Here is a 19,385-nt window from a genome sequence, read left to right as displayed (position 1 = left end):
TCCCTTGTTCCTGCGCTAAACAAAAAACCTACCCACTCCCGGACCAGGAAGCCAGATTTTCCTGATAAAAAATACAAGTAAATCTAATCAAGCCACAACACACGGGGGATTCCTTGAAAAAAATGATGAAAACTTACAGGCGAAGGCATCAGCTGTGCGCGAAGCAAGCAGGTGCCGGCCGAGACTGTTATAGTTTTCATCATTTTTTTTCATAAAAAAATACCCCGAAAGGTGTCTTAATTTCATTGACTTCTTTTTAGAAGGTAAATCTAAATGACAAACCGACCCCCGACGCATCAAAGTTTGTATCCGGAGCCAGCTGAATAGCCGGTTTCCAGTCCAGAGATAAATTCAAGGGAGCATTTGCAAATTTGTAATCCAAACCAAGCACACCGTCAGCAGCAAGATAAAGATCACTGGAATGCGTCGGTTTGTATTTTGCTGTACCGATGGAACCACCACCACCATAATACCAGTTCAGGCCTGGAGCGTTGGCGATAGGCATATAAACCTCATATAAAGCCGTTACGCGGAAATAATTATAATTGTCGTGAGAACGGAAGTTTGCTATCAGGTCAAGCATTTTGTTATCACCCAGTGATGTTTTGAAAGTTATACCATTAGCAGCTCCGAAGCGTCCACCGATCGCATTTTTATAGCTCTGAGCCTGTGCGGAAGCGTGTATGGCAATAGTTGCAATAACTGTAAAACAAAGAATGGTAAAGAGTTTTTTCATGTTTGATAATATAATTTGAATGTAAAAACCCTATTAGCAATTTTTATGCCGGAGAGCTGTTTTGGTGGTTAATTGTCTTTTTTTTAAAAGATTTAGGGGCTTAAACAAGTCAAAGTTACCGTTGCGGGAGAATGCTGGAAATGAAATTATTTCGGAATTAAATTTGGTTTTATTAGAGGGATTATTTTGTTAGATTTGAGAATAAGCCCTCTCATCCGGGGATCTTCATTTTCCCGGCAGGGGTTCATGGTAACCAAATAAAGCGAAATATATGCCTGTAACTGTCACCAGAGTATTTGACCTGATCCAATACAATTTAGAGAACTTTCCAAAAGACGAATTTATAAGCGGTAAGATAAAAGGAAGCTGGAGTAAATATAGCACCGCTTTATTTGCAGAAACTGTCGATCATCTGAGCAGGGGGTTAATTAGCCTGGGGATGAAAAAGGAGTCGAGAATCGCTGTGATGTCTCATAACAGGCCTGAGTGGAATATCACCGATTTTGGGATTACACAATTCGGTGCGTATCAGGTACCATTATATCCAACATTGGCGGAACAAGATGTTAAATTTATTCTCGAAAATGCGCAGGTGAACATATTATTTGTCGCTGATGAAGCACTTTATCAGAAAGTGAAGCCGGTTTGTGAGGCTGTGAATCCGGATATAGCGATTTACACATTTGATGAAGTTCCCGGGGCAGTAAACTGGAAAGAGCTTCTTAATGCCGGTAAAGCACATGCAGAGATTGATTTGCAGACTTACCGGGATGCGGTGCTTCCTTCAGATGTACTTACGTTGATCTATACTTCCGGTACCACAGGAACCCCTAAAGGTGTGATGCTGACGCATGATAATCTGGTTCAGAATTTTAAGAACTCAGCGGTAATCTTTCCGAAAGAAGTAGGTAAAGTCTTGAGCTTTTTGCCCCTGTCACATATTTTCGAGCGGATGATTACCTATTTATATCTCTATGTAGATGCTTCCCTGTATTATGCGGAGAGTATGGATACTATTGTTGCAGATATTCAGTTCGTTAAACCTAATGGATTTTCTACGGTACCAAGACTGCTGGAGAAGGTTTACGATAAGATCATGGAGAAAGGAAAGGCATTAACCGGAGTGAAGAAAGCTCTTTTTTACTGGTCGGTTAAATTGGGAGAGGAGTTTGAGGTTAATAAAAGCTGGTTATATCACCTGAAGCTGGGTGTTGCACGTAAGCTCGTTTTTTCAAAATGGAAGGAGGCACTCGGTGGAGAGATTGTTGTGATTGTTTCCGGGGGCGCTGCTCTTAATCCAAGGTTGGCAAGGATTTTCTGGGCTGCAGGTATGCCTGTGTTTGAAGGCTATGGACTGACGGAGACTTCTCCTGTGATTACGGTGAACCATTTTGGTCATACTAAATTTGGCACTGTTGGCCCGGCAATTAATGGGGTAGAAGTGAAGATAGCGGAAGATGGGGAGGTGTTGACACGCGGACATCATATTATGAAAGGGTATTATGGAAGGCCGGATCTTACGGCGGAGACTATCGATAAGGAAGGATGGTTCCATACCGGTGATATCGGGGAGCTGGTTGATGGGGAGTTCCTGAAAATTACGGACCGTAAAAAAGAGATCTTTAAAACTGCCGGTGGAAAGTATGTGGCACCACAGCTGCTGGAGAATAAATATAAAGAATCTGTGCTGATTGAGCAGATCATGGTGTTGGGTGAAAATAGGAAGTTTCCATCCGCGCTTATTGTTCCTAATTTTGAAGCGCTGGAAGCGTGGTGCAGAAAAAAAGGTATTGCCACAGGTTCAAAAGAAGAAATAGTGAAAGACCCGCAGGTGCTTGAGAAATACAACAGCGAAATTGAAGCCCGTTCTGCAGATTTTGGGAAATGGGAACAGGTTAAACGGTTTGCGCTGTTAACTAAAGACTGGAGTATAGAGACTGGTGAATTTACCCCCAAACTGAGTCTGAAAAGAAAGATTATTCTGGAGAAATATAAGGATGTTATTGAGCAGATTTATATTGATGCTGAAGATTATAAACCCAAAAGTACTGATCATTAATCTGATAGCCTGAAAGTATCGGCTGGCAGTCAGGTGAATTAATGTTTAAAATAGTTTTTTGATTGTTGGTATAGATATTGCTAACGTATCGAAAAAGATACCTTACCTTATACTAAACATTATGAAACAAAAATTATTTAAGTCTTTGCCGGTAGCTTTGGCTGCCCTGCTGATTGGCGGCTCTGCAATGGCACAGGATTCGACTCCTGTTTCAAGACCTGAATTCAGTACCTGGTCGATCGGAGTGAATGCCGGAATTCTTTCACCTATTTCACCTCTGGGTGGTTCTAACGATTTCACGAACTGGAAATCAAGTTTAGGTTACGGGTTATATATCAAAAAGCAGATTACACCTTATTTCTCATTGCGTTTAGATGGAATCAGAGGTAAATTAAAAGGAGATAATTCTGAAGCTTATAAAAGTGGTGTTACTATTAATGATGGTAACAGTGCATTTAAAACAGACCTTTCTTATGCTGCAAGTTTAAATGCACAGGTAAATCTGTTTAATATTGACATGTTCAGAAAACAAGATGCTGTGCAATTGTACGTGTCCGGTGGTGCTGGTCTGGCTGGTTACAAACCAACTGTTACTTCTGCTGCGGGAACTTCAGATTATGCAGGTGATAAAACTATTTCAGAGTTAATTATTCCTGTAGGACTGGGTGCTAAGTTTAAATTGAATGATAAAGTTAATTTAGATCTGGGCTGGTCAGTTTATTTTGTTGATGGCGATAACCTTGATGGTACTTACCGTAACAACAACAAGGATAAGTTTAACTACGCACATGCAGGTCTGGAATTTGCATTGGGTAAAGGTAAACAGTTAGCTTTCCATAATCCGGTTGCTGCCACTTATGATGAGGCATTAGCTGCTAAACAAACTGCAGATGCATTGAAAGGTGATCTTGATCAGCAAAAAGCTGACAACGCAAAATTAAGATCCGAAATGAATGATCTGTTGAAAGATAGCGATGGTGATGGTGTTGCAGACAGATTAGATAAATGTCCTAATACACCGGCAGGTACGGTAGTAGACGGATCTGGTTGTCCTTTTGCAGTTGTTAAAGAGAAAGTGATTATTACCGAAGCAGACCGTAAGGTAGTTGCAGAGGCCATAAAAGATCTTGAGTTTGACCTGAACAAAGCTACGATCAGAGCTAAATCTTACACTACACTAAATCGTGTTGCTGCACTGTTAGTTGAGAAAAACTTCAGTCTGAAATTAGCAGGACATACAGATAGTACTGGTCCAGCTGCATTGAACATGCGCTTGTCTAAAGACAGAGCAGAATCAGTAAAAGCATACCTGGTTTCTCAAGGTGCAAATGCGTCAAGAATTGAGGCTACAGGTTATGGTAAAGACCAGCCTATTGCAACTAATAAAACTGCCGCAGGCCGTCAGAAAAATAGAAGAGTAGAATTTACGCTTTACTAGTTTAACGTTGAACTCTGAGAAGGGTTAACAATATAAAAAGATCCTTACCTGTTTATTCGGGTAGGGATTTTTTCGTTTGAACAGCCTGTTTTACTGGTTTTTTTTTCTTTGGAAAACAATGATTAATTAATTAGCTTTGTTATGCAAGCATAGTAATTCATGAAACAACAGGAAACCATAGACTATTTATTGAAGGTGGTCTGGCAGAATATGTCAAACACTTATAATCAGATTGCATCTGAATTTGGGATTACCCAGGCAATCGGTTATATGTTAATTAATATTGATAAAGAGGGGACCGCCGTTTCGCAGCTGGCCGCATTACTCGGCGTAAAAGCGACCAGTCTTTCCAGGATGCTCAACAATATGGAAGAATCCGGGTTAATATATAGAGAGGCAGCCGTAGGGGATAAAAGATCGGTTAAAGTTTTTTTGACTGAATTCGGACGGGAGAAAAGACAATTGGCCAAAGGTGTTGTGCGTTCTTTTAATGATTACCTCAATAAAAATCTGGCCATACAGGAGAAGAATCAGCTGGTTCAGACTTTGCAGAAATTGAATAAATTGACTTTGGGATATACAGTAACTACAGAAAATGATGAACAAAAAAGTAAATAAAGTAGCGGTTTTGGGCTCCGGTATTATGGGTTCACGCATTGCTTGTCACTTTGCGAATATAGGCGTAGAAGTATTGTTGTTAGATATCGCGCCGAAAACACTTCTTCCGGAGGAAGAAGCCAAAGGGATAGCACTTGATCATCCGTCAGTAAAAAACCGGATTGTGAATACGGCATTACAGCAGGCGATTAAAAGTAATCCTTCCCCGCTTTATACTAAAAAGGATGCTGCGTTGATTTCTACTGGTAATTTCGACGACGATATGGCTAAAATATCTGCTGTAGACTGGATCATTGAAGTTGTGGTTGAAAACCTGGACATTAAGAAACAGGTTTTTGAACAGGTAGAAACACATCGTAAACCAGGTACGCTTGTTACATCAAATACTTCTGGTATTCCAATTCATTTAATGGCTGAAGGACGATCTGAAGATTTTCAGGCCAATTTCTGTGGTACTCACTTTTTTAATCCACCAAGGTATCTGCGACTGCTGGAAATTATTCCAACCAGACATACAAAATCGGAACTTATAGATTTTCTCTTGCATTATGGTGATAAATTTTTGGGTAAAACCACAGTGCTCTGTAAAGATACTCCAGCCTTCATCGCAAACAGGGTAGGTGTATATTCTATCATGGCTTTACTTCATCTGGTAGAAAAGATGGACCTTACTGTAGAGGAGGTCGATAAATATACAGGCCCGGCAATGGGGCGTCCTAAATCGGCAACCTTCAGGACTTCTGATGTTGTTGGCCTGGACACCATGATTAAAGTTGCTAAAGGTTTATATGACAACTGCCCTGATGATAAAGCACATGACCTTTTCAAGCTGCCGGAATATGTAGTGAAAATGGAAGAGAATAAATGGCTGGGAGATAAAACCAAGCAAGGATTCTATAAAAAAACCAAGAATGCAGAAGGACAGACAGAGATCCTTGCGTTAGACTTAAAAACACTGGAGTATCGTGCGCAGCAGAAAGTAAAATCTGCCACACTGGAACAAACCAAGACTATTGAAAAGGTGAGTGACAGAATGAAGGTGTTTGCAAATGGTAAAGACAAAGCGGCTGAAGTTTTCCGTACGTCGTCATTTGGCCTGTTTGAATATGTCTCTGATCGTATTCCTGAAATTTCAGATGAACTTTACCGTATCGATGATGCGATGCGTGCTGGATTTGGCTGGGAACTGGGACCTTTTGAGGTTTGGGATGCCGTCGGAATTCAGGAATCACTAGAGGGAATGAAGCAATACGGCCATGAGCCTGCTCAATGGGTGCAGGAGATGCTGGCAGCTGGAAATAGCTCCTTTTATAAAGTTGAACAGGGGCAGAAGAAATACTATGATATCCCAACAAAATCTTATCTCCCTATTCCAGGTACGGAAGGATTAATTATACTGGATAATATCCGCGAATCTAAAACGATCTGGAAGAATGCCGGTGCCTCCATTATAGATTTGGGCGACGGGATTCTGAATGTCGAGTTCCACTCCAAAATGAATACAATTGGGGGAGATACTTTGCAAGCGATCAATAAAGCTATTGATCTCGCAGAAAAAGACTACCGCGGACTGGTAATTGGCAACGATGGTGCAAATTTCTCTGCCGGCGCAAATGTAGGGATGATCTTTATGATGGCTGTGGAGCAGGAATGGGAAGAACTGGATATGGCGATCCGCTTATTCCAGAATACGTCAATGCGCATCAGATACTCTGCTATTCCGGTTGTAGTGGCACCGCATAATCTGACCCTGGGCGGCGGCTGTGAATTCAGTCTGCATGCCGATTTTGTTCAGCTTAATGCAGAAACCTATATGGGGCTGGTTGAGTTTGGAGTGGGCGTTATTCCTGGTGGTGGCGGTACCAAAGAATTTGCATTGCGGGCTTCCGATGAATTTAAAGAAGATCAGATTGTTCAGAATGTATTAAAAGACCGCTTTCTGACTATTGGGATGGCTAAAGTTTCTACTTCTGCCGCTGAAGCTGACGAATTGGGTTATCTGCAGAAAGGTAAATATGCAATTACGATGAATAGAAGCAGGCTGATTGCAGATGCGAAAGCAAAAGCGATAGAACTTGCTGAAGCAGGTTATACCAAGCCTGTACCACGTAAGGATATTCGTGTTCTGGGTAAACAAGGGCTGGGGATTGTCTATGCGGGTGCAAATACAATGTTTTCGGGACACTATATATCTGCTCATGATCAGAAGATTTCTGAGAAACTGGGTTATGTACTTTGTGGAGGCGATTTATCTGTACCAACTGAAGTAACCGAGCAGTATTTGCTTGACCTGGAGCGGGAAGTATTTCTGTCGCTTTGTACAGAACGTAAAACACTGGAAAGAATACAGAGTATTATTACCAAAGGAAAGCCATTACGTAATTAACGAAATTCAAAAGATTGTTTCAATCCTGAACAGGCCTGTGCTTAGCAGGTGGAAAAAGGAATTAAATACATAAAGACATGCAAGAAGCATATATCATAGCAGGTTTACGTACAGCAGTAGGAAAAGCACCTCGTGGCGTATTCCGTTTTACAAGAGCAGACGATCTGGCTGCGGAAGTAATCAGGCAACTGGTCGCTTCTGTTCCAAACCTGAATAAGGAAGAAATAGACGATGTAATTGTAGGAAATGCCACACCTGAAGCAGAACAGGGCCTGAATATCGGTCGTATGGTGTCGCTGATGGGATTGGATACCGATAAGGTTCCTGGGGTAACGGTCAACAGGTATTGTGCGTCCGGGCTGGAAACCATTGCTACCGCTGTAGCGAAAATAAGGTCGGGAATGGCCGACTGTATTATTGCAGGCGGCGTCGAAGTAATGTCCGGAATGCCATTTGGCGGATGGAAAGTTGTGCCGAATGCCACAGTTGCTAAAAATAATCCGGACTGGTATTGGGGAATGGGGTTAACTGCAGAGGCAGTGGCCAATGAATATAAGGTTAGCAGGGAAGATCAGGATGAATTCTCTTACCATTCTCACCGTAAGGCTGTGGAAGCAATTGCGAATGGACATCTTAAAGCGGGTGTCGCGCCTATAGAAGTGTCAGAAACATATCTGGATGGTCAGATGAAAAAAAAGACCAGAACCTATACGGTTGACACAGACGAAGGACCCCGGGCAGATACAAGTCTGGAGAAGCTGGCTAAACTAAAACCTGTTTTTGCAGCTGACGGAAGCGTTACAGCAGGAAATTCTTCACAGACTTCTGACGGTGCTGCCTTTGTGTTAGTTGTATCTGAAAGTAAGCTTAAAGAACTTGGTGTCGACCCGATTGCCAGACTGGTAAGTTATGGCGTGGTAGGTGTGCCGCCAAGAATTATGGGTATAGGTCCTATAGAGGCTATTCCATTAGCATTAAAGCGCGCAAATATGAAGCTGGAGCAGATGGACCTGATTGAACTGAACGAAGCCTTTGCTTCTCAGTCTCTGGCCATTGTCAGAACCTTAGGGCTGGATACTGCAAAGCTGAATGTAAACGGGGGTGCAATAGCCTTAGGACATCCACTCGGTTGTACAGGTGCTAAATTATCGGTTCAGTTATTTAATGAATTGAAACGACGCGACGGTAAATATGGTATGGTAACGATGTGTGTGGGCAGTGGACAAGGTGCTGCCGGTATATTTGAAATGCTTTAAAATTATGGAAACTACAGACAAAACAAAAGTAAAAGGTGGAGAATTCCTGATCAAGGATACTACTTTCCAGGATGTATTTATTCCTGAAGAATTTGATGAAGAACAGCAGATGATTGCTCAAACATGCCGCGATTTTCTGAATACGGAAGTTTATCCTAATCTGGACAGGATAGACAAACTGGAAGAGGGATTAATGCCGTCTTTGTTAACGAAGGCAGGTGAACTTGGTATTCTTGGTGTTTCCATCCCTGAAAACTACGGTGGATTCGGAAAGAATTTCAATACGTCTATGCTGGTAGCCGATGTAATCGGTGCAGGACATTCATTTGCTGTAGCACTTTCTGCGCACACTGGTATTGGTACGTTACCTATCCTTTATTATGGAAATGAGGAACAAAAGGCTAAATATATTCCTAAACTGGGTTCTGGTGAATGGAAAGCTGCTTATTGTCTTACTGAGCCTAACTCCGGCTCTGATGCTAATTCCGGTAAGACGAAAGCGGTATTGACAGAAGATGGAAAACACTATGTGATCAATGGTCAGAAAATGTGGATTACCAATGGTGGATTTGCAGATATTTTTATTGTATTCGCGAAAATTGAAGATGATAAAAACCTGACAGCCTTTATTGTAGAACGTGAGTTTGGCGGTATCACAATGAATCCTGAAGAGCATAAAATGGGTATTAAGGGTTCATCTACCCGTCAGGTTTTCTTTAATGATTGTAAAGTTCCGGCGGAGAATATGCTTTCGGAGCGCCAGAATGGATTTAAAATAGCGGTTAACATCTTAAATATTGGCCGTATTAAATTGGCTGCTGCGGCTATAGGAGCCTCTAAAAGTGTAATTAGTACAGCGATAAATTATGCTAACGAAAGAGTGCAGTTTGAGCGTCAGATCTCTAAATATGGCGCAATCCGCTATAAGCTGGCAGAAATGGCTTCCAAAGTTTATGCGGTTGAATCGGCGAACTATCGTGCCGGGCAAAATATCGACGACGCTTTTGCTGAACTGGTTGCCGGTGGTATGGAGGAGAGTAAAGCAAAATTGAAATCTACCGAGCAATTCGCCGTGGAATGCGCCATCTTAAAAGTATGGGGTTCTGAAGCCTTGGATTACGTAGTAGATGAGGGTGTGCAAATCTATGGCGGGATGGGATTCTCTGCAGATGCGCCAATGGACCGGGCTTATCGTGACGCCAGGATCAATCGTATTTTTGAAGGTACTAATGAGATTAATCGTTTGCTGACTGTGGATATGATGCTGAAAAGAGCAATGAAAGGTGAGTTAGATCTGATGACACCTGCGACAGCCGTAGCTGCAGAACTGATGTCGATTCCAGATTTTGCTGAGCCGGATGAATCTCTTTTTGCAGCGGAGAAAAAAATTATTAAAAACCTGAAAAAAGCGACGTTGATGGTAGCTGGTTCTGCTGTGCAAAAGCTGATGATAAGCTTATCCAAAGAACAGGAGATCTTAATGAATATTGCAGATATGGCAGGTTATGTTTATATCGCAGAATCTGCTTTACTGAGAACGGAAAAGCTAGTAAGCTTGAAAGGCGAAGAGGCTTGTGAAGGTCAGTTGAACCTCATGCGTATTTATTTTGTAGAAGCAGTAGATGCAGTGCAAAAAGCTGGTAAAGAAGCCTTATGGGCTTTTGCGGAAGGTGATGAACAACGAATGATGCTGGTAGGCCTGAGACGTTTTACTAAAATGGAACCTTTTAATGTGAAAGCCGCCCGTCAACAGGTTGCACAGCAATTAATCGCAGCAAACAAATACTTTTATTAATCTTACAGGTAGTTTTTAATTTGCTTGTTAGCTATTTTTATAAGGCTGATATGGCCGGTAAGCATTGTCTGCCGGCCATATTTGTTAAAAATGGTTAAATATTGCGCTATACCTAATAAAAGACTATTTTTGTGCGATATGTTGAAAAGCAGGATTATAGGTTTGTTTGTGGTTGTACTGTGTTTAGTCGCAGCCTGTAAAACCGATCCTCTATATGAAGATATTGAAGGTGCACAGCTGGAAACGGATATCAAGCTGATTGAGGCATATGTAGAAAAAAACAAGATTGAGGCAAAAAGAACTGATGAAGGACTTTTTTACGTAATTGAAGAAGCTGGTGCAGGTGATGCTTTCCGGCTGGTAGACACGTTGAGAATACAGTATAAAGCAAATTTTCTTAAAGATGGCATCCAGCCTTTGTTTTTTGATTCTACTGCATCAACTGATCCGGCTCTGGCTACAACATTTGTGTTGAATACAGGGATCGAAGGCTGGCAGAAAGGAATACCTATGATCCGCAAAGGTGGAAAGATCAGGTTGATCGTTCCTTCTAAAATGGCTTATCAGAACCGGGTGGTTAGTAAGTTGCCCATAAACTCAATTCTTGATTTTGATATCAAGTTAATTGATGTTATACCGAAAGTGGAGAAAGAAGAAGAAAATAAATAAATATATAATGTTTAAAAAGTTATCTGGATTTACCCTGGCCCTGATTGGTCTGACTGTTTTTTTTACTGCCTGTAAGAAAGATTATGAAACTGTAGCAACGCTAGACGAGCGTAATATTGAGGCCTATATTGCTAAAAATAATATCAAAGCAGAAAAAGATCCTTCGGGATACTATTACCAGATCCTGAACGAAGGTGATGGAGAAGCAGTTGTTAATTCAGATTCGGTTTATTACTCTTTTAACTTCCAGACGGTTGATGGGCGTAGTTTTGCGAAGAACTCCGATTATATGATTGGTTTAAGTTTACTGGGTTACACTGACCGCTTTACTTTAGGGGGCAGAGAGATAGGTTTAACCGCTGTCCGTGAAACAATGTCGAAACTGCGCAGGGGTGGAAATGCAAGGGTCATTCTTCCTTCAAGCATGGCTTTCGGTAAAAATGGTAATACGACTTTGAATATCGGATCAAATGAAATTATCATTGTTGATCTGAAAATGTATAAGGAAAAGCATCAGCACGATATTGATGACCTGGAGATTAACTTATTTGTAGCTGATAATAAGCTGACTGTAGTTAAAGATCCATCAAGAGTACAATATATCATCACTCAACCTGGAACTGGTACGGTGCCAATTAAAAAAAGCACTGAACTGGTTATGAATTATACGGGTAGATTCTTAAATGGAACTGTATTTCAAACAAATATAGACGGTAGTTATACATCGAGCTTAGAAGATCAATTTGTTAAAGGTTGGGGAGATGTTATTCCTGGTAAACTCACTAAAGGTGGTAAGATTCGTGTGCTTATTCCTTCTGACCGTGCATATGGTGTTCCGGGTAGTTCAGATGGTACAATTCCTCCTAATGCTGTACTTGATTTTGATATTGAAATCGTAGACGTTAAATAATACACGGCGCTACTGATTAAGCGCCGCTTTAAATACACGGAGAATTCTTTCTCTTGCAAAAGCATGTTCGACTATAGGTTGGACATGCTTTTTTTGTTGGTATTCAGGCACCCAATGATTAATATAGGCATGGTCCGGATCGAACTTTTTGGTTTGGAGTTCAGGGCTGAAGACGCGGAAATAGGGGGCTGCATCGTTGCCGCAGCCGCAGGCCCATTGCCAGCCGCCCACGTTACTTGCAAGCTCATAATCTAATAGTTTTTCGGCAAACCAGGCCTCGCCCCAGCGCCAGTCGATTAACAAGTGTTTGGTGAGGAAGCTTGCCGTAATCATCCGGACGCGGTTGTGCATATAACCGGTTTGTGCTAATTGTCGCATACCGGCATCTACGATGGGATACCCTGTACGGCCTTCTTTCCAGGCCTGAAAATCGTTCGGATCATTAATCCATTTAATGCGGTCGTAGGCAGGTTTAAAGGATTGGGTTACAGTCTGAGGGAAATGCCACATGATCATCATGTAGAAATCCCGCCATGCCAATTCTGACAGCCATTTTTCGGCTTTCTGATCAATAGCCTCTTTGGCTGCGGTCCTGATACTAACTGTTCCAAACCTTAGATGCAGACCTAAATGTGAGGTTGCATCGGCAGCAGGGTAGTCTCTTTTTTCTTCGTATGCTGCCAGCTTGCCGCTGAAGTCGGTACCGGGGAATTCCATTGTGCTGGTTTGAAATCCTATCTCCTCCAATTGGATAATTGGCCACTGTTTTTTATAGGTATTGTTCAGGTATTTTATCGAGGGATAAGCTTTCAGAAAGAAGTCGTTAAGCTTATTCTTCCATTGCCGGAAATAGGGGGTGAATACTGTGTAGGGAAGTCCATCAGCCTTCGTAATCTCCTTTTTTTCGAAAATGACCTGATCTTTAAATGTATAAAAAGGGATACTCTCTGAACTTAGATATTCTGCCAGTGCACTATCTCTTTCTGCAGCATAGGGTTCATAATCATGATTGGTGTACACAGCCTGAACATCAAACTCCTGCAGTAGTTCCGGCCAGCACGTCTCGGGTGTTCCAAAGGCAACCCGGACAGATGAGTCGAAGGGAAGCAGTTGTGTGTTCAGCTGCTGCACTTGCTGGTAGATAAACGTGACTCTTGGATCTGCACGGTCGCTGAGTTCATCGAGAATATTGGTGTCGAAGATGAAGTATAAGACAACAGGGTACTTCGCTTTGCAAGCTTTATATAATGCGGCCTGATCATCCAGTCTGAGGTCTCTGCGCAGCCAGCAAATGCTGACTTTATCTTTGTGCTTCATATCTTAATGTATTCTGCCCCGAAATTACGGATTGTTAGCTTTCTGCTTCGAATATTTAGAGTTTCTGACTGTAAATCGCAGCGAGGGCATCTTCCAGATGTGTATATTTAAATTTAAAGCCGGTGTCAAGCAGATGCTGCACACTGGTATTGTTGCTGTTAAGAATTACAGCTGTCATCTCCCCTAATAGCAATTCTAAAATCCGCTCGGGTACGTTAATCGGCCAGACAGGTCTGTGCAATTCATTTGCAATCGCTTTGGTCAGATAGGCGTTTGTTACCGGGTAGGGGGCGCACGCATTTAATGTGCCGCTGTATCCGGGATGTTCGAGCAGGTGCAAATAGATATTGACGATATCCTCTTCATGGATCCATGGAACCCATTGTTTTCCTGTGCCCAAGGGCGCTCCGGCGAAAAATCGGACCGCTTTAGCCATTGGTTCCAGTGCGCCTCCTTCTTTGCCCAGCACGACCCCGGTTCTTACTTTGGATACACGCATCCCTAATGCCAGTCCTTTGTCCACTGAGGCCTCCCATCTTTTGCAGCATTCTGCCATAAAGCCTGTTCCGGGTATGCTTTCTTCAGTTAGAATTTCATCACCCCTGTCTCCATAAATACCGACAGCAGAAGCGGAAATAAAGTGGCTGATGCGGTTGGTCCGGGTTGCAATAGTGCGATACAGGAGATGAGTGGAATCTACCCGGCTGCTAATTAACTTATGCTTTCTCTCTGGTGTCCATTTTCCACCGGCAATATTTTCTCCGGCCAGATGAATAATGCAATCCGCAGCATCAATGCATTCTTCGTCAATGGTTTGTTTGTCCACGTCCCATAGATAGACCTTGACCCCAGGAATAACTTTTTGTTTTCTGCTGAGAATGGAGACGGAATGGCCTTGTTCCAGTAAGGCTGAAACGAGCTTTTTGCCTAACATCCCTGTGGCGCCTGTGATTAATATGTGCTGCTTCATAATAGAATAACCAAAACCTTGAATTTAAGTTTGTTTAATGCGCTTAATAATGGCTTAAGATTGTTTTGCTTATGTAAATATTCGCTTTTATATTAGTCCTTCGGATAAAAATGCTATATTTTTGTGAATTAATCTGAATTTAATCTAAATTAAACGAGACAAAATGGACACGAGGAAAATACTGGTCTGGTTCAGGAATGACCTGCGCTTGCATGATAACGAAATGCTCGTGGAAGCTATTGCCAAATCAGATCGTATCCTGCCTGTTTACATTTTCGATCCTGATTTTTCTGGAACTGAGGTGTCCGATGGTAATCATGCGGGTCCGTGCAGGCAGCGTTTTCTACTTGAAAGTGTTCAGGCATTGAGAGAATCATTTCAGCGTTTCCAAGGTGATTTGCTAATCGTTTCCGGACAACCGGAAATTTGTATTCCAGAATTAGTGGAGCAATACGATATTGCCGAGGTCTACCATCACCGCGAGGTATCTAATAAGGAGACAGCCGATTCCTCATCGGTAGAGGACCATCTGTGGAAGCTAAAGGTTAATCTCAGACACTTTATTGGTCATACATTATACAATAAGGAAGATCTGCCATTTCCAATTAAAGATATTCCAGATGTTTTCGGCCAGTTTAAAAAGAAAACTGAGCGTGATGCTATGGTCAAAGAATGTCTTGCAGTCCCTGAGAAAATCTCTTTTGTGGAAGTTGAAAGCTGGGGTGAAATGCCAGCTATTCCTGAATGCCCGGAAGAAATAATTCATGGTGGAGAGGCGGCAGGGATCATGAAACTGGAAGAGATGCTTCGCGCAGATTCTCCGGTACATGCAAAAATCAACAGGAGTCAGGCAGGGAAATCTGACTTTTCCACGCATCTGTCACCTTATCTGGCAACCGGCTGCCTTTCGCCAAGGAAAGTTTACTGGGCTATAAAAAACACACTAGAGGGTAAAGCAGCCACTCCGGTGCTTAGTGCGATATTGCAAGGTCTGCTGCTCCGTGATTTCTTCCGTTTCATGCTGAAAAAACATGGGGTGAATTTCTATACTGAAAAATTGGAACATCTTCAGGCAGAGTCAGATCCACAGGTGTACGTACAGCTGCTCGAAAACTGGAAAACGGGAAAGACCGGGCATGTAATTGTTGATGGTTTTATGCGTAACCTGAACAAAAGCGGTCAGATTAGTAACGCAGGTCGCATCCTGGTGGCTACCTATCTGGTCCATGTGTTGAAGATCAGCTGGATTGAAGGCGTGCTTTATTTTGAACAGAAACTGCTGGATTATTCTCCTGCCAGTAACTGGGGTAACTGGGCAAATATTGCTTCAGGGGCAGTAGAGCCCAAGGCTAAAAATCTTTATGACCTGGATAAGCAATTGAAAATGCTGAATCTGGAGGCTCAGGTCTAATCCCCACAGCGTATCAGTAGATTATCTGTTTCAACAAAATTCATTTTAAAACATTTTCTGTTTATGCTTTGTTGTCCAAGGAGTGAAGAGATACTCTATCAGCGACATCGAAGGACTTATCGGGATTAAGGCTCATACCATCAGAGCATGGGAGTCCAGGTATAACCTTGTCCCTCCCAAACGAACGCCGACAAATATTCGTTATTATGATGAAAATGATCTGAAGCAATTGCTTAATATCGTGACATTGAACGAAAAAGGCTATAAAATCAGCAGAATTGCAAAGATGAGCAAGAAGCAGATTGGAGACCTTGTTGAGCAACTGCAGGCTGATTATAGAAATGATAGCGCGCAGGTGCTGCATTTGTCGGAAGCCACACTGCATTATGACGAAGAGGCTTTCGCCGAGATTCTTTCTGGATGTATTGCCGAAATGGGTTTGGTAGATACAATGGACGTAGTGCTCTTTCCATTTATGAAAAAGGTTGGAATGTTGTGGCAGACCGGAGCGATCGATCCTTCTCATGAACATTTTGCTTCCAATCTGATCCGAGACCGGATCATCGTAGAAATAGACCAGCTGACGAAGCCGCATAAAGCTAATCCTAAACGATTTCTGCTCTTTCTGCCGGAAGCGGAAATGCATGAAACCGGGCTTCTTTTTGCGCGTTATCTGTTAAAAAAATGCGGTATGGACACGCTCTATCTCGGACAGGAAATCCCTTACGCTGATTTAAAAAAAGTCATATCCGGTTATAAGCCGGATTATGGATTTATCGTTCTTACCTCCTTAAATCTGGGTAAAGATGTCAACAAAATAATCAAGAAGGTTCTAGACAGTTTAAATATTCCTCTTTTAGTTGCAGGCAGTTTAATTTCTGAATTCGATATTCTTGTTCATGATCAGATCAGGCCCTTGAAAAACGTTTGTGACATTGTTGAATTTTTGGAAGAATTATAGCTGTTTTACAAGGTAAAATCCTAATTTTGCCATACTTATACCAACTCACAAACAATGGATAATTTATCTTATCTCAACGGCGCAAACGCCGAATACATCGATTCTATTTATCAGGCTTACAAGGAAAATCCTGCTGCTGTCGAATTCGGCTGGCAGAAATTTTTTGAGGGTTTTGATTTTGGAAGAAGCTCAGAGGCTGGCGTGACCAGCGAAGCAGCTCCGGAACATTTTTTAAAGGAAGTTAATGTCCTGAATCTGATCAACGGATACAGACAACGTGGACATTTGTTTACTAAAACTAATCCTGTAAGGGAAAGACGTCACCACCTGCCTACGCTGGATATCGAAAATTTCGGTCTGAGTAAGACTGATCTGGATACCGTTTTTAATTCGGGTGTTGAACTGGGTATTGGTGCAGCAAAGCTGAGCGCTATTGTAGCTTTTCTTGAAAAAACATACTGTGGTTCTGTAGGTGCTGAATATAAGTTTGTTCGTACTCCTGAAGTACTGAACTGGATTGAACAGAAAATGGAGCGTGTACAAAATACGCCTAATTTCTCCATTGAAGAAAAAAGAAGAATTCTTAAAAAGCTGAATGAAGCGGTAAGTTTTGAGAATTTTCTAGGTACCAAATTCCTGGGTCAGAAAAGATTCTCTCTGGAAGGTGCTGAATCACTGATTCCTGCTTTGGATTCTGTAATTGAAAAAGGTGCTGAGCTGGGTATCGAGGAATTTGTAATTGGTATGGCCCACCGCGGAAGACTGAATGTGCTTGCCAATATCATGCAAAAAACTTATCAGGATATTTTTGCTGAGTTTGAAGGTAAAGGATACAGTGCTGAATCTCCATTTGGCGGCGATGTTAAATATCACCTGGGTTACTCAACTGACGTAACCACAAATGACGGTAAGAGTGTCCACCTGAGTCTGTGCCCGAACCCATCGCATCTGGAAACAGTAAATGGTGTGGTTGAAGGAATGACCCGTTCTAAAATTGATTTTAAATATGATGGTGACAACGCTAGAATTGCACCTATTCTGATTCATGGTGATGCTTCTGTTGCCGGTCAGGGGATTGTATATGAAGTGATTCAGATGGCCGGACTTGATGGTTACAAAACCGGTGGTACGATTCACCTGGTGATTAACAATCAGATCGGATTTACCACGAACTATAAGGATGCACGGACTAGTACTTATTGTACTGATATCGCTAAAGTAACCCTTTCTCCGGTTTTCCATGTGAATGGTGATGATCCGGAAGCTTTGGTTTATGCGATTAATCTGGCAATGGAATATCGTCAGAAATATAAAAATGATGTATTCATCGATATCCTGTGTTACCGCAGATTTGGACATAATGAGTCTGATGAGCCTAAGTTCACGCAGCCGTTATTATACAAAACTATTGAAAAGCATGCTAACCCAAGAGATATCTATGTTCAGCAGCTGATTAGCGAGGGTAAACTCGAGGCAGGAATGGCGAAAGAAATGGAAGTTGAATTCCGTGGAATTTTGCAGCAACGGTTAAATGAAGCTAAAGAAATTGTATCAACCTATAAGGCAGTTAAATTTGCCGGCGCCTGGTCTGATATGAGAATCGCAAGCGCGGACGACTTCCTGGTTTCTCCGGATACCGCTGTTGACAAAAGTGTCCTGCTTGATATCGCTAAAAAAATAAGTACACTTCCTGCTGGTAAAAAGTTCTTTAAGAAAATTGAAAAGCTCTTCGGTGAAAGAAATAAAATGGCTACCTCTACGCACATTTTCGACTGGGCGATGGGTGAACAAATGGCTTACGCTACTTTACTGGAAGAAGGTAAACGTGTTCGTTTAAGCGGACAGGATGTAGAGCGTGGAACATTCTCTCACCGTCATGCGGTGTTAACACTCGAAGATTCTGAAGAGGAGTATATTCCACTGGCAAACCTGGACGAGAAACAGGCAAGCTTTGATATTTATAACTCACATTTATCTGAGTACGGCGTACTTGGTTTTGAATATGGTTATGCAATGGCCAACCCAAATGCACTGACTATCTGGGAAGCTCAATTCGGAGATTTCTTTAACGGAGCACAAATTGTAGTTGACCAGTATATTGCAAGTGCTGAGACTAAGTGGCAGCGTGAGAATGGCTTAGTGATGTTATTGCCACACGGTTATGAAGGACAAGGTCCTGAGCACTCTTCTGCAAGGATAGAGCGTTTTATGGAACTTTGTGCTGATTACAATATGCAGGTAACTAACTGTACTACTCCTGCCAATTTCTTCCATGCAATCCGTCGCCAGTTTAGCCGTGATTTCAGAAAGCCTTTAATTGTGTTTACACCGAAAAGCCTGCTGCGTCATCCTTTATGTGTTTCCCCGCTGGAAGATTTTACCAATGGAAAATTCAAAGAGGTTATTAACGATGCAAATGTGAAAGCAGATGACGTTAAAAGAGTATTGTACTGCAGTGGCAAGATCTACTATGAATTGCTTGAAAAACAGCAAAAAGAAGGGATCAAAGATGTCGCAATCGTACGTGTAGAACAATTATACCCTACGCCTCTGGGGCAGATGGAAGAAATCTTCAAGGGTTATAAAAATGCAAATGATGCTGTATGGGTACAGGAAGAACCTGAAAATATGGGAGCGTGGCCATACCTGTTGCGTAAAACCAGGAAAACAGCTTTCAATGATATTGAGGTGATTTCAAGAAAAGAAAGCAGCAGTACAGCTACTGGTTATGCTAAACAACACGCAGATCAGCAGGCTTATATTTTAGCTAAAGCTTTTGAGCTGCCTGTAAGTTCAGAAGACAAAAAAATCGCTAAAAAATCAGTGAGTAAAGTTTATAACGTAGATTAGAAAATATAA

14 protein-coding genes are annotated in these 19,385 nt (G+C 41.9%); 11 read left to right on the top strand and 3 right to left on the bottom strand.

Features of this window, described 5'->3' with window-relative positions; all coding sequences use genetic code 11:
• Positions 1–256: 256 nt before the first annotated feature.
• Positions 257–736, bottom strand: a complete 480-nt coding sequence (locus tag BM192_RS19475; protein WP_037442847.1) for a hypothetical protein — start codon at positions 734–736, stop codon at positions 257–259.
• Positions 737–1,007: 271 nt separating this feature from the next.
• Between BM192_RS19475 and BM192_RS19470 the strand changes: the two genes are divergently transcribed.
• From BM192_RS19470 to BM192_RS20675, 8 genes are all read left to right on the top strand, one after another.
• Positions 1,008–2,795: an AMP-dependent synthetase/ligase gene (locus BM192_RS19470; protein ID WP_037442846.1), complete on the top strand. Its 1,788-nt coding sequence runs from the start codon at positions 1,008–1,010 to the stop codon at positions 2,793–2,795.
• Positions 2,796–2,916: 121 nt separating this feature from the next.
• Positions 2,917–4,233: a DUF6089 family protein gene (locus tag BM192_RS19465; RefSeq protein ID WP_037442850.1), complete on the top strand. Its 1,317-nt coding sequence runs from the start codon at positions 2,917–2,919 to the stop codon at positions 4,231–4,233.
• A 159-nt stretch (positions 4,234–4,392) separates the two neighbouring features.
• Positions 4,393–4,851 carry a MarR family winged helix-turn-helix transcriptional regulator gene (locus BM192_RS19460; RefSeq protein WP_037442845.1) on the top strand — a complete coding sequence of 153 codons (459 nt, stop codon included), beginning with the start codon at positions 4,393–4,395 and terminating at the stop codon, positions 4,849–4,851.
• A complete protein-coding gene (locus tag BM192_RS19455; RefSeq protein WP_212611587.1) occupies positions 4,832–7,237 on the top strand; it encodes a 3-hydroxyacyl-CoA dehydrogenase/enoyl-CoA hydratase family protein in 2,406 nt (801 codons plus the stop codon). Before BM192_RS19460 ends, BM192_RS19455 begins: the two co-directional genes overlap by 20 nt.
• 77 nt (positions 7,238–7,314) lie before the next feature.
• Entirely contained in the window at positions 7,315–8,493 is a 1,179-nt protein-coding gene (locus tag BM192_RS19450; protein WP_037442844.1) for an acetyl-CoA C-acyltransferase, read from the top strand.
• Between the two features lie 4 nt (positions 8,494–8,497).
• Entirely contained in the window at positions 8,498–10,288 is a 1,791-nt protein-coding gene (locus BM192_RS19445) for an acyl-CoA dehydrogenase family protein (RefSeq protein WP_037442843.1), read from the top strand.
• Between the two features lie 138 nt (positions 10,289–10,426).
• Positions 10,427–10,957 (top strand): FKBP-type peptidyl-prolyl cis-trans isomerase, encoded by a 531-nt coding sequence (locus BM192_RS19440; RefSeq protein ID WP_051760084.1) that lies wholly within the window; start codon positions 10,427–10,429, stop codon positions 10,955–10,957.
• 7 nt (positions 10,958–10,964) lie between these two features.
• Positions 10,965–11,867: an FKBP-type peptidyl-prolyl cis-trans isomerase gene (locus BM192_RS20675; RefSeq protein WP_169741378.1), complete on the top strand. Its 903-nt coding sequence runs from the start codon at positions 10,965–10,967 to the stop codon at positions 11,865–11,867.
• 9 nt (positions 11,868–11,876) lie between these two features.
• Here the strand turns inward: BM192_RS20675 and BM192_RS19425 are convergent, their stop codons facing one another.
• Together BM192_RS19425 and BM192_RS19420 are read right to left on the bottom strand one after the other, a co-directional pair.
• Positions 11,877–13,184, bottom strand: a complete 1,308-nt coding sequence (locus BM192_RS19425) for a cryptochrome/photolyase family protein (protein ID WP_074964103.1) — start codon at positions 13,182–13,184, stop codon at positions 11,877–11,879.
• A 55-nt stretch (positions 13,185–13,239) separates the two neighbouring features.
• Entirely contained in the window at positions 13,240–14,154 is a 915-nt protein-coding gene (locus tag BM192_RS19420) for a TIGR01777 family oxidoreductase (protein ID WP_037442841.1), read from the bottom strand.
• Between the two features lie 163 nt (positions 14,155–14,317).
• Between BM192_RS19420 and BM192_RS19415 the strand changes: the two genes are divergently transcribed.
• The 3 genes from BM192_RS19415 (at position 14,318) to BM192_RS19405 (ending at position 19,376) form a co-directional block, all read left to right on the top strand.
• On the top strand, positions 14,318–15,565 hold the full coding sequence (locus BM192_RS19415; RefSeq protein ID WP_037442839.1) for a deoxyribodipyrimidine photo-lyase: 1,248 nt from the start codon (positions 14,318–14,320) through the stop codon (positions 15,563–15,565).
• A gap of 82 nt (positions 15,566–15,647) precedes the next feature.
• On the top strand, positions 15,648–16,526 hold the full coding sequence (locus BM192_RS19410) for a MerR family transcriptional regulator (protein WP_037442837.1): 879 nt from the start codon (positions 15,648–15,650) through the stop codon (positions 16,524–16,526).
• Positions 16,527–16,580: 54 nt separating this feature from the next.
• Entirely contained in the window at positions 16,581–19,376 is a 2,796-nt protein-coding gene (locus BM192_RS19405; protein ID WP_037442835.1) for a 2-oxoglutarate dehydrogenase E1 component, read from the top strand.
• Positions 19,377–19,385 lie beyond the last annotated feature (9 nt).

Origin of the sequence: Pedobacter antarcticus, assembly GCF_900112985.1 — a bacterium.
GTDB classification, from domain to species: domain Bacteria; phylum Bacteroidota; class Bacteroidia; order Sphingobacteriales; family Sphingobacteriaceae; genus Pedobacter; species Pedobacter antarcticus.
This window is presented reverse-complemented; position numbering and strand designations above follow the sequence as displayed.

What these genes read in the sequence shown, in the direction of transcription:
- BM192_RS19425 (WP_074964103.1), bottom strand. Translation starts at nt 13,184, where the DNA reads ATGAAGCACAAAGATAAAGTCAGCATTTGCTGGCTGCGCAGAGACCTC.
- BM192_RS19455 (WP_212611587.1), top strand. Translation starts at nt 4,832, where the DNA reads ATGAACAAAAAAGTAAATAAAGTAGCGGTTTTGGGCTCCGGTATTATG.
- BM192_RS19440 (WP_051760084.1), top strand. Translation starts at nt 10,427, where the DNA reads ATGTTGAAAAGCAGGATTATAGGTTTGTTTGTGGTTGTACTGTGTTTA.
- BM192_RS20675 (WP_169741378.1), top strand. Translation starts at nt 10,965, where the DNA reads ATGTTTAAAAAGTTATCTGGATTTACCCTGGCCCTGATTGGTCTGACT.
- BM192_RS19470 (WP_037442846.1), top strand. Translation starts at nt 1,008, where the DNA reads ATGCCTGTAACTGTCACCAGAGTATTTGACCTGATCCAATACAATTTA.
- BM192_RS19450 (WP_037442844.1), top strand. Translation starts at nt 7,315, where the DNA reads ATGCAAGAAGCATATATCATAGCAGGTTTACGTACAGCAGTAGGAAAA.
- BM192_RS19405 (WP_037442835.1), top strand. Translation starts at nt 16,581, where the DNA reads ATGGATAATTTATCTTATCTCAACGGCGCAAACGCCGAATACATCGAT.
- BM192_RS19475 (WP_037442847.1), bottom strand. Translation starts at nt 736, where the DNA reads ATGAAAAAACTCTTTACCATTCTTTGTTTTACAGTTATTGCAACTATT.
- BM192_RS19460 (WP_037442845.1), top strand. Translation starts at nt 4,393, where the DNA reads ATGAAACAACAGGAAACCATAGACTATTTATTGAAGGTGGTCTGGCAG.
- BM192_RS19445 (WP_037442843.1), top strand. Translation starts at nt 8,498, where the DNA reads ATGGAAACTACAGACAAAACAAAAGTAAAAGGTGGAGAATTCCTGATC.
- BM192_RS19420 (WP_037442841.1), bottom strand. Translation starts at nt 14,154, where the DNA reads ATGAAGCAGCACATATTAATCACAGGCGCCACAGGGATGTTAGGCAAA.
- BM192_RS19465 (WP_037442850.1), top strand. Translation starts at nt 2,917, where the DNA reads ATGAAACAAAAATTATTTAAGTCTTTGCCGGTAGCTTTGGCTGCCCTG.
- BM192_RS19415 (WP_037442839.1), top strand. Translation starts at nt 14,318, where the DNA reads ATGGACACGAGGAAAATACTGGTCTGGTTCAGGAATGACCTGCGCTTG.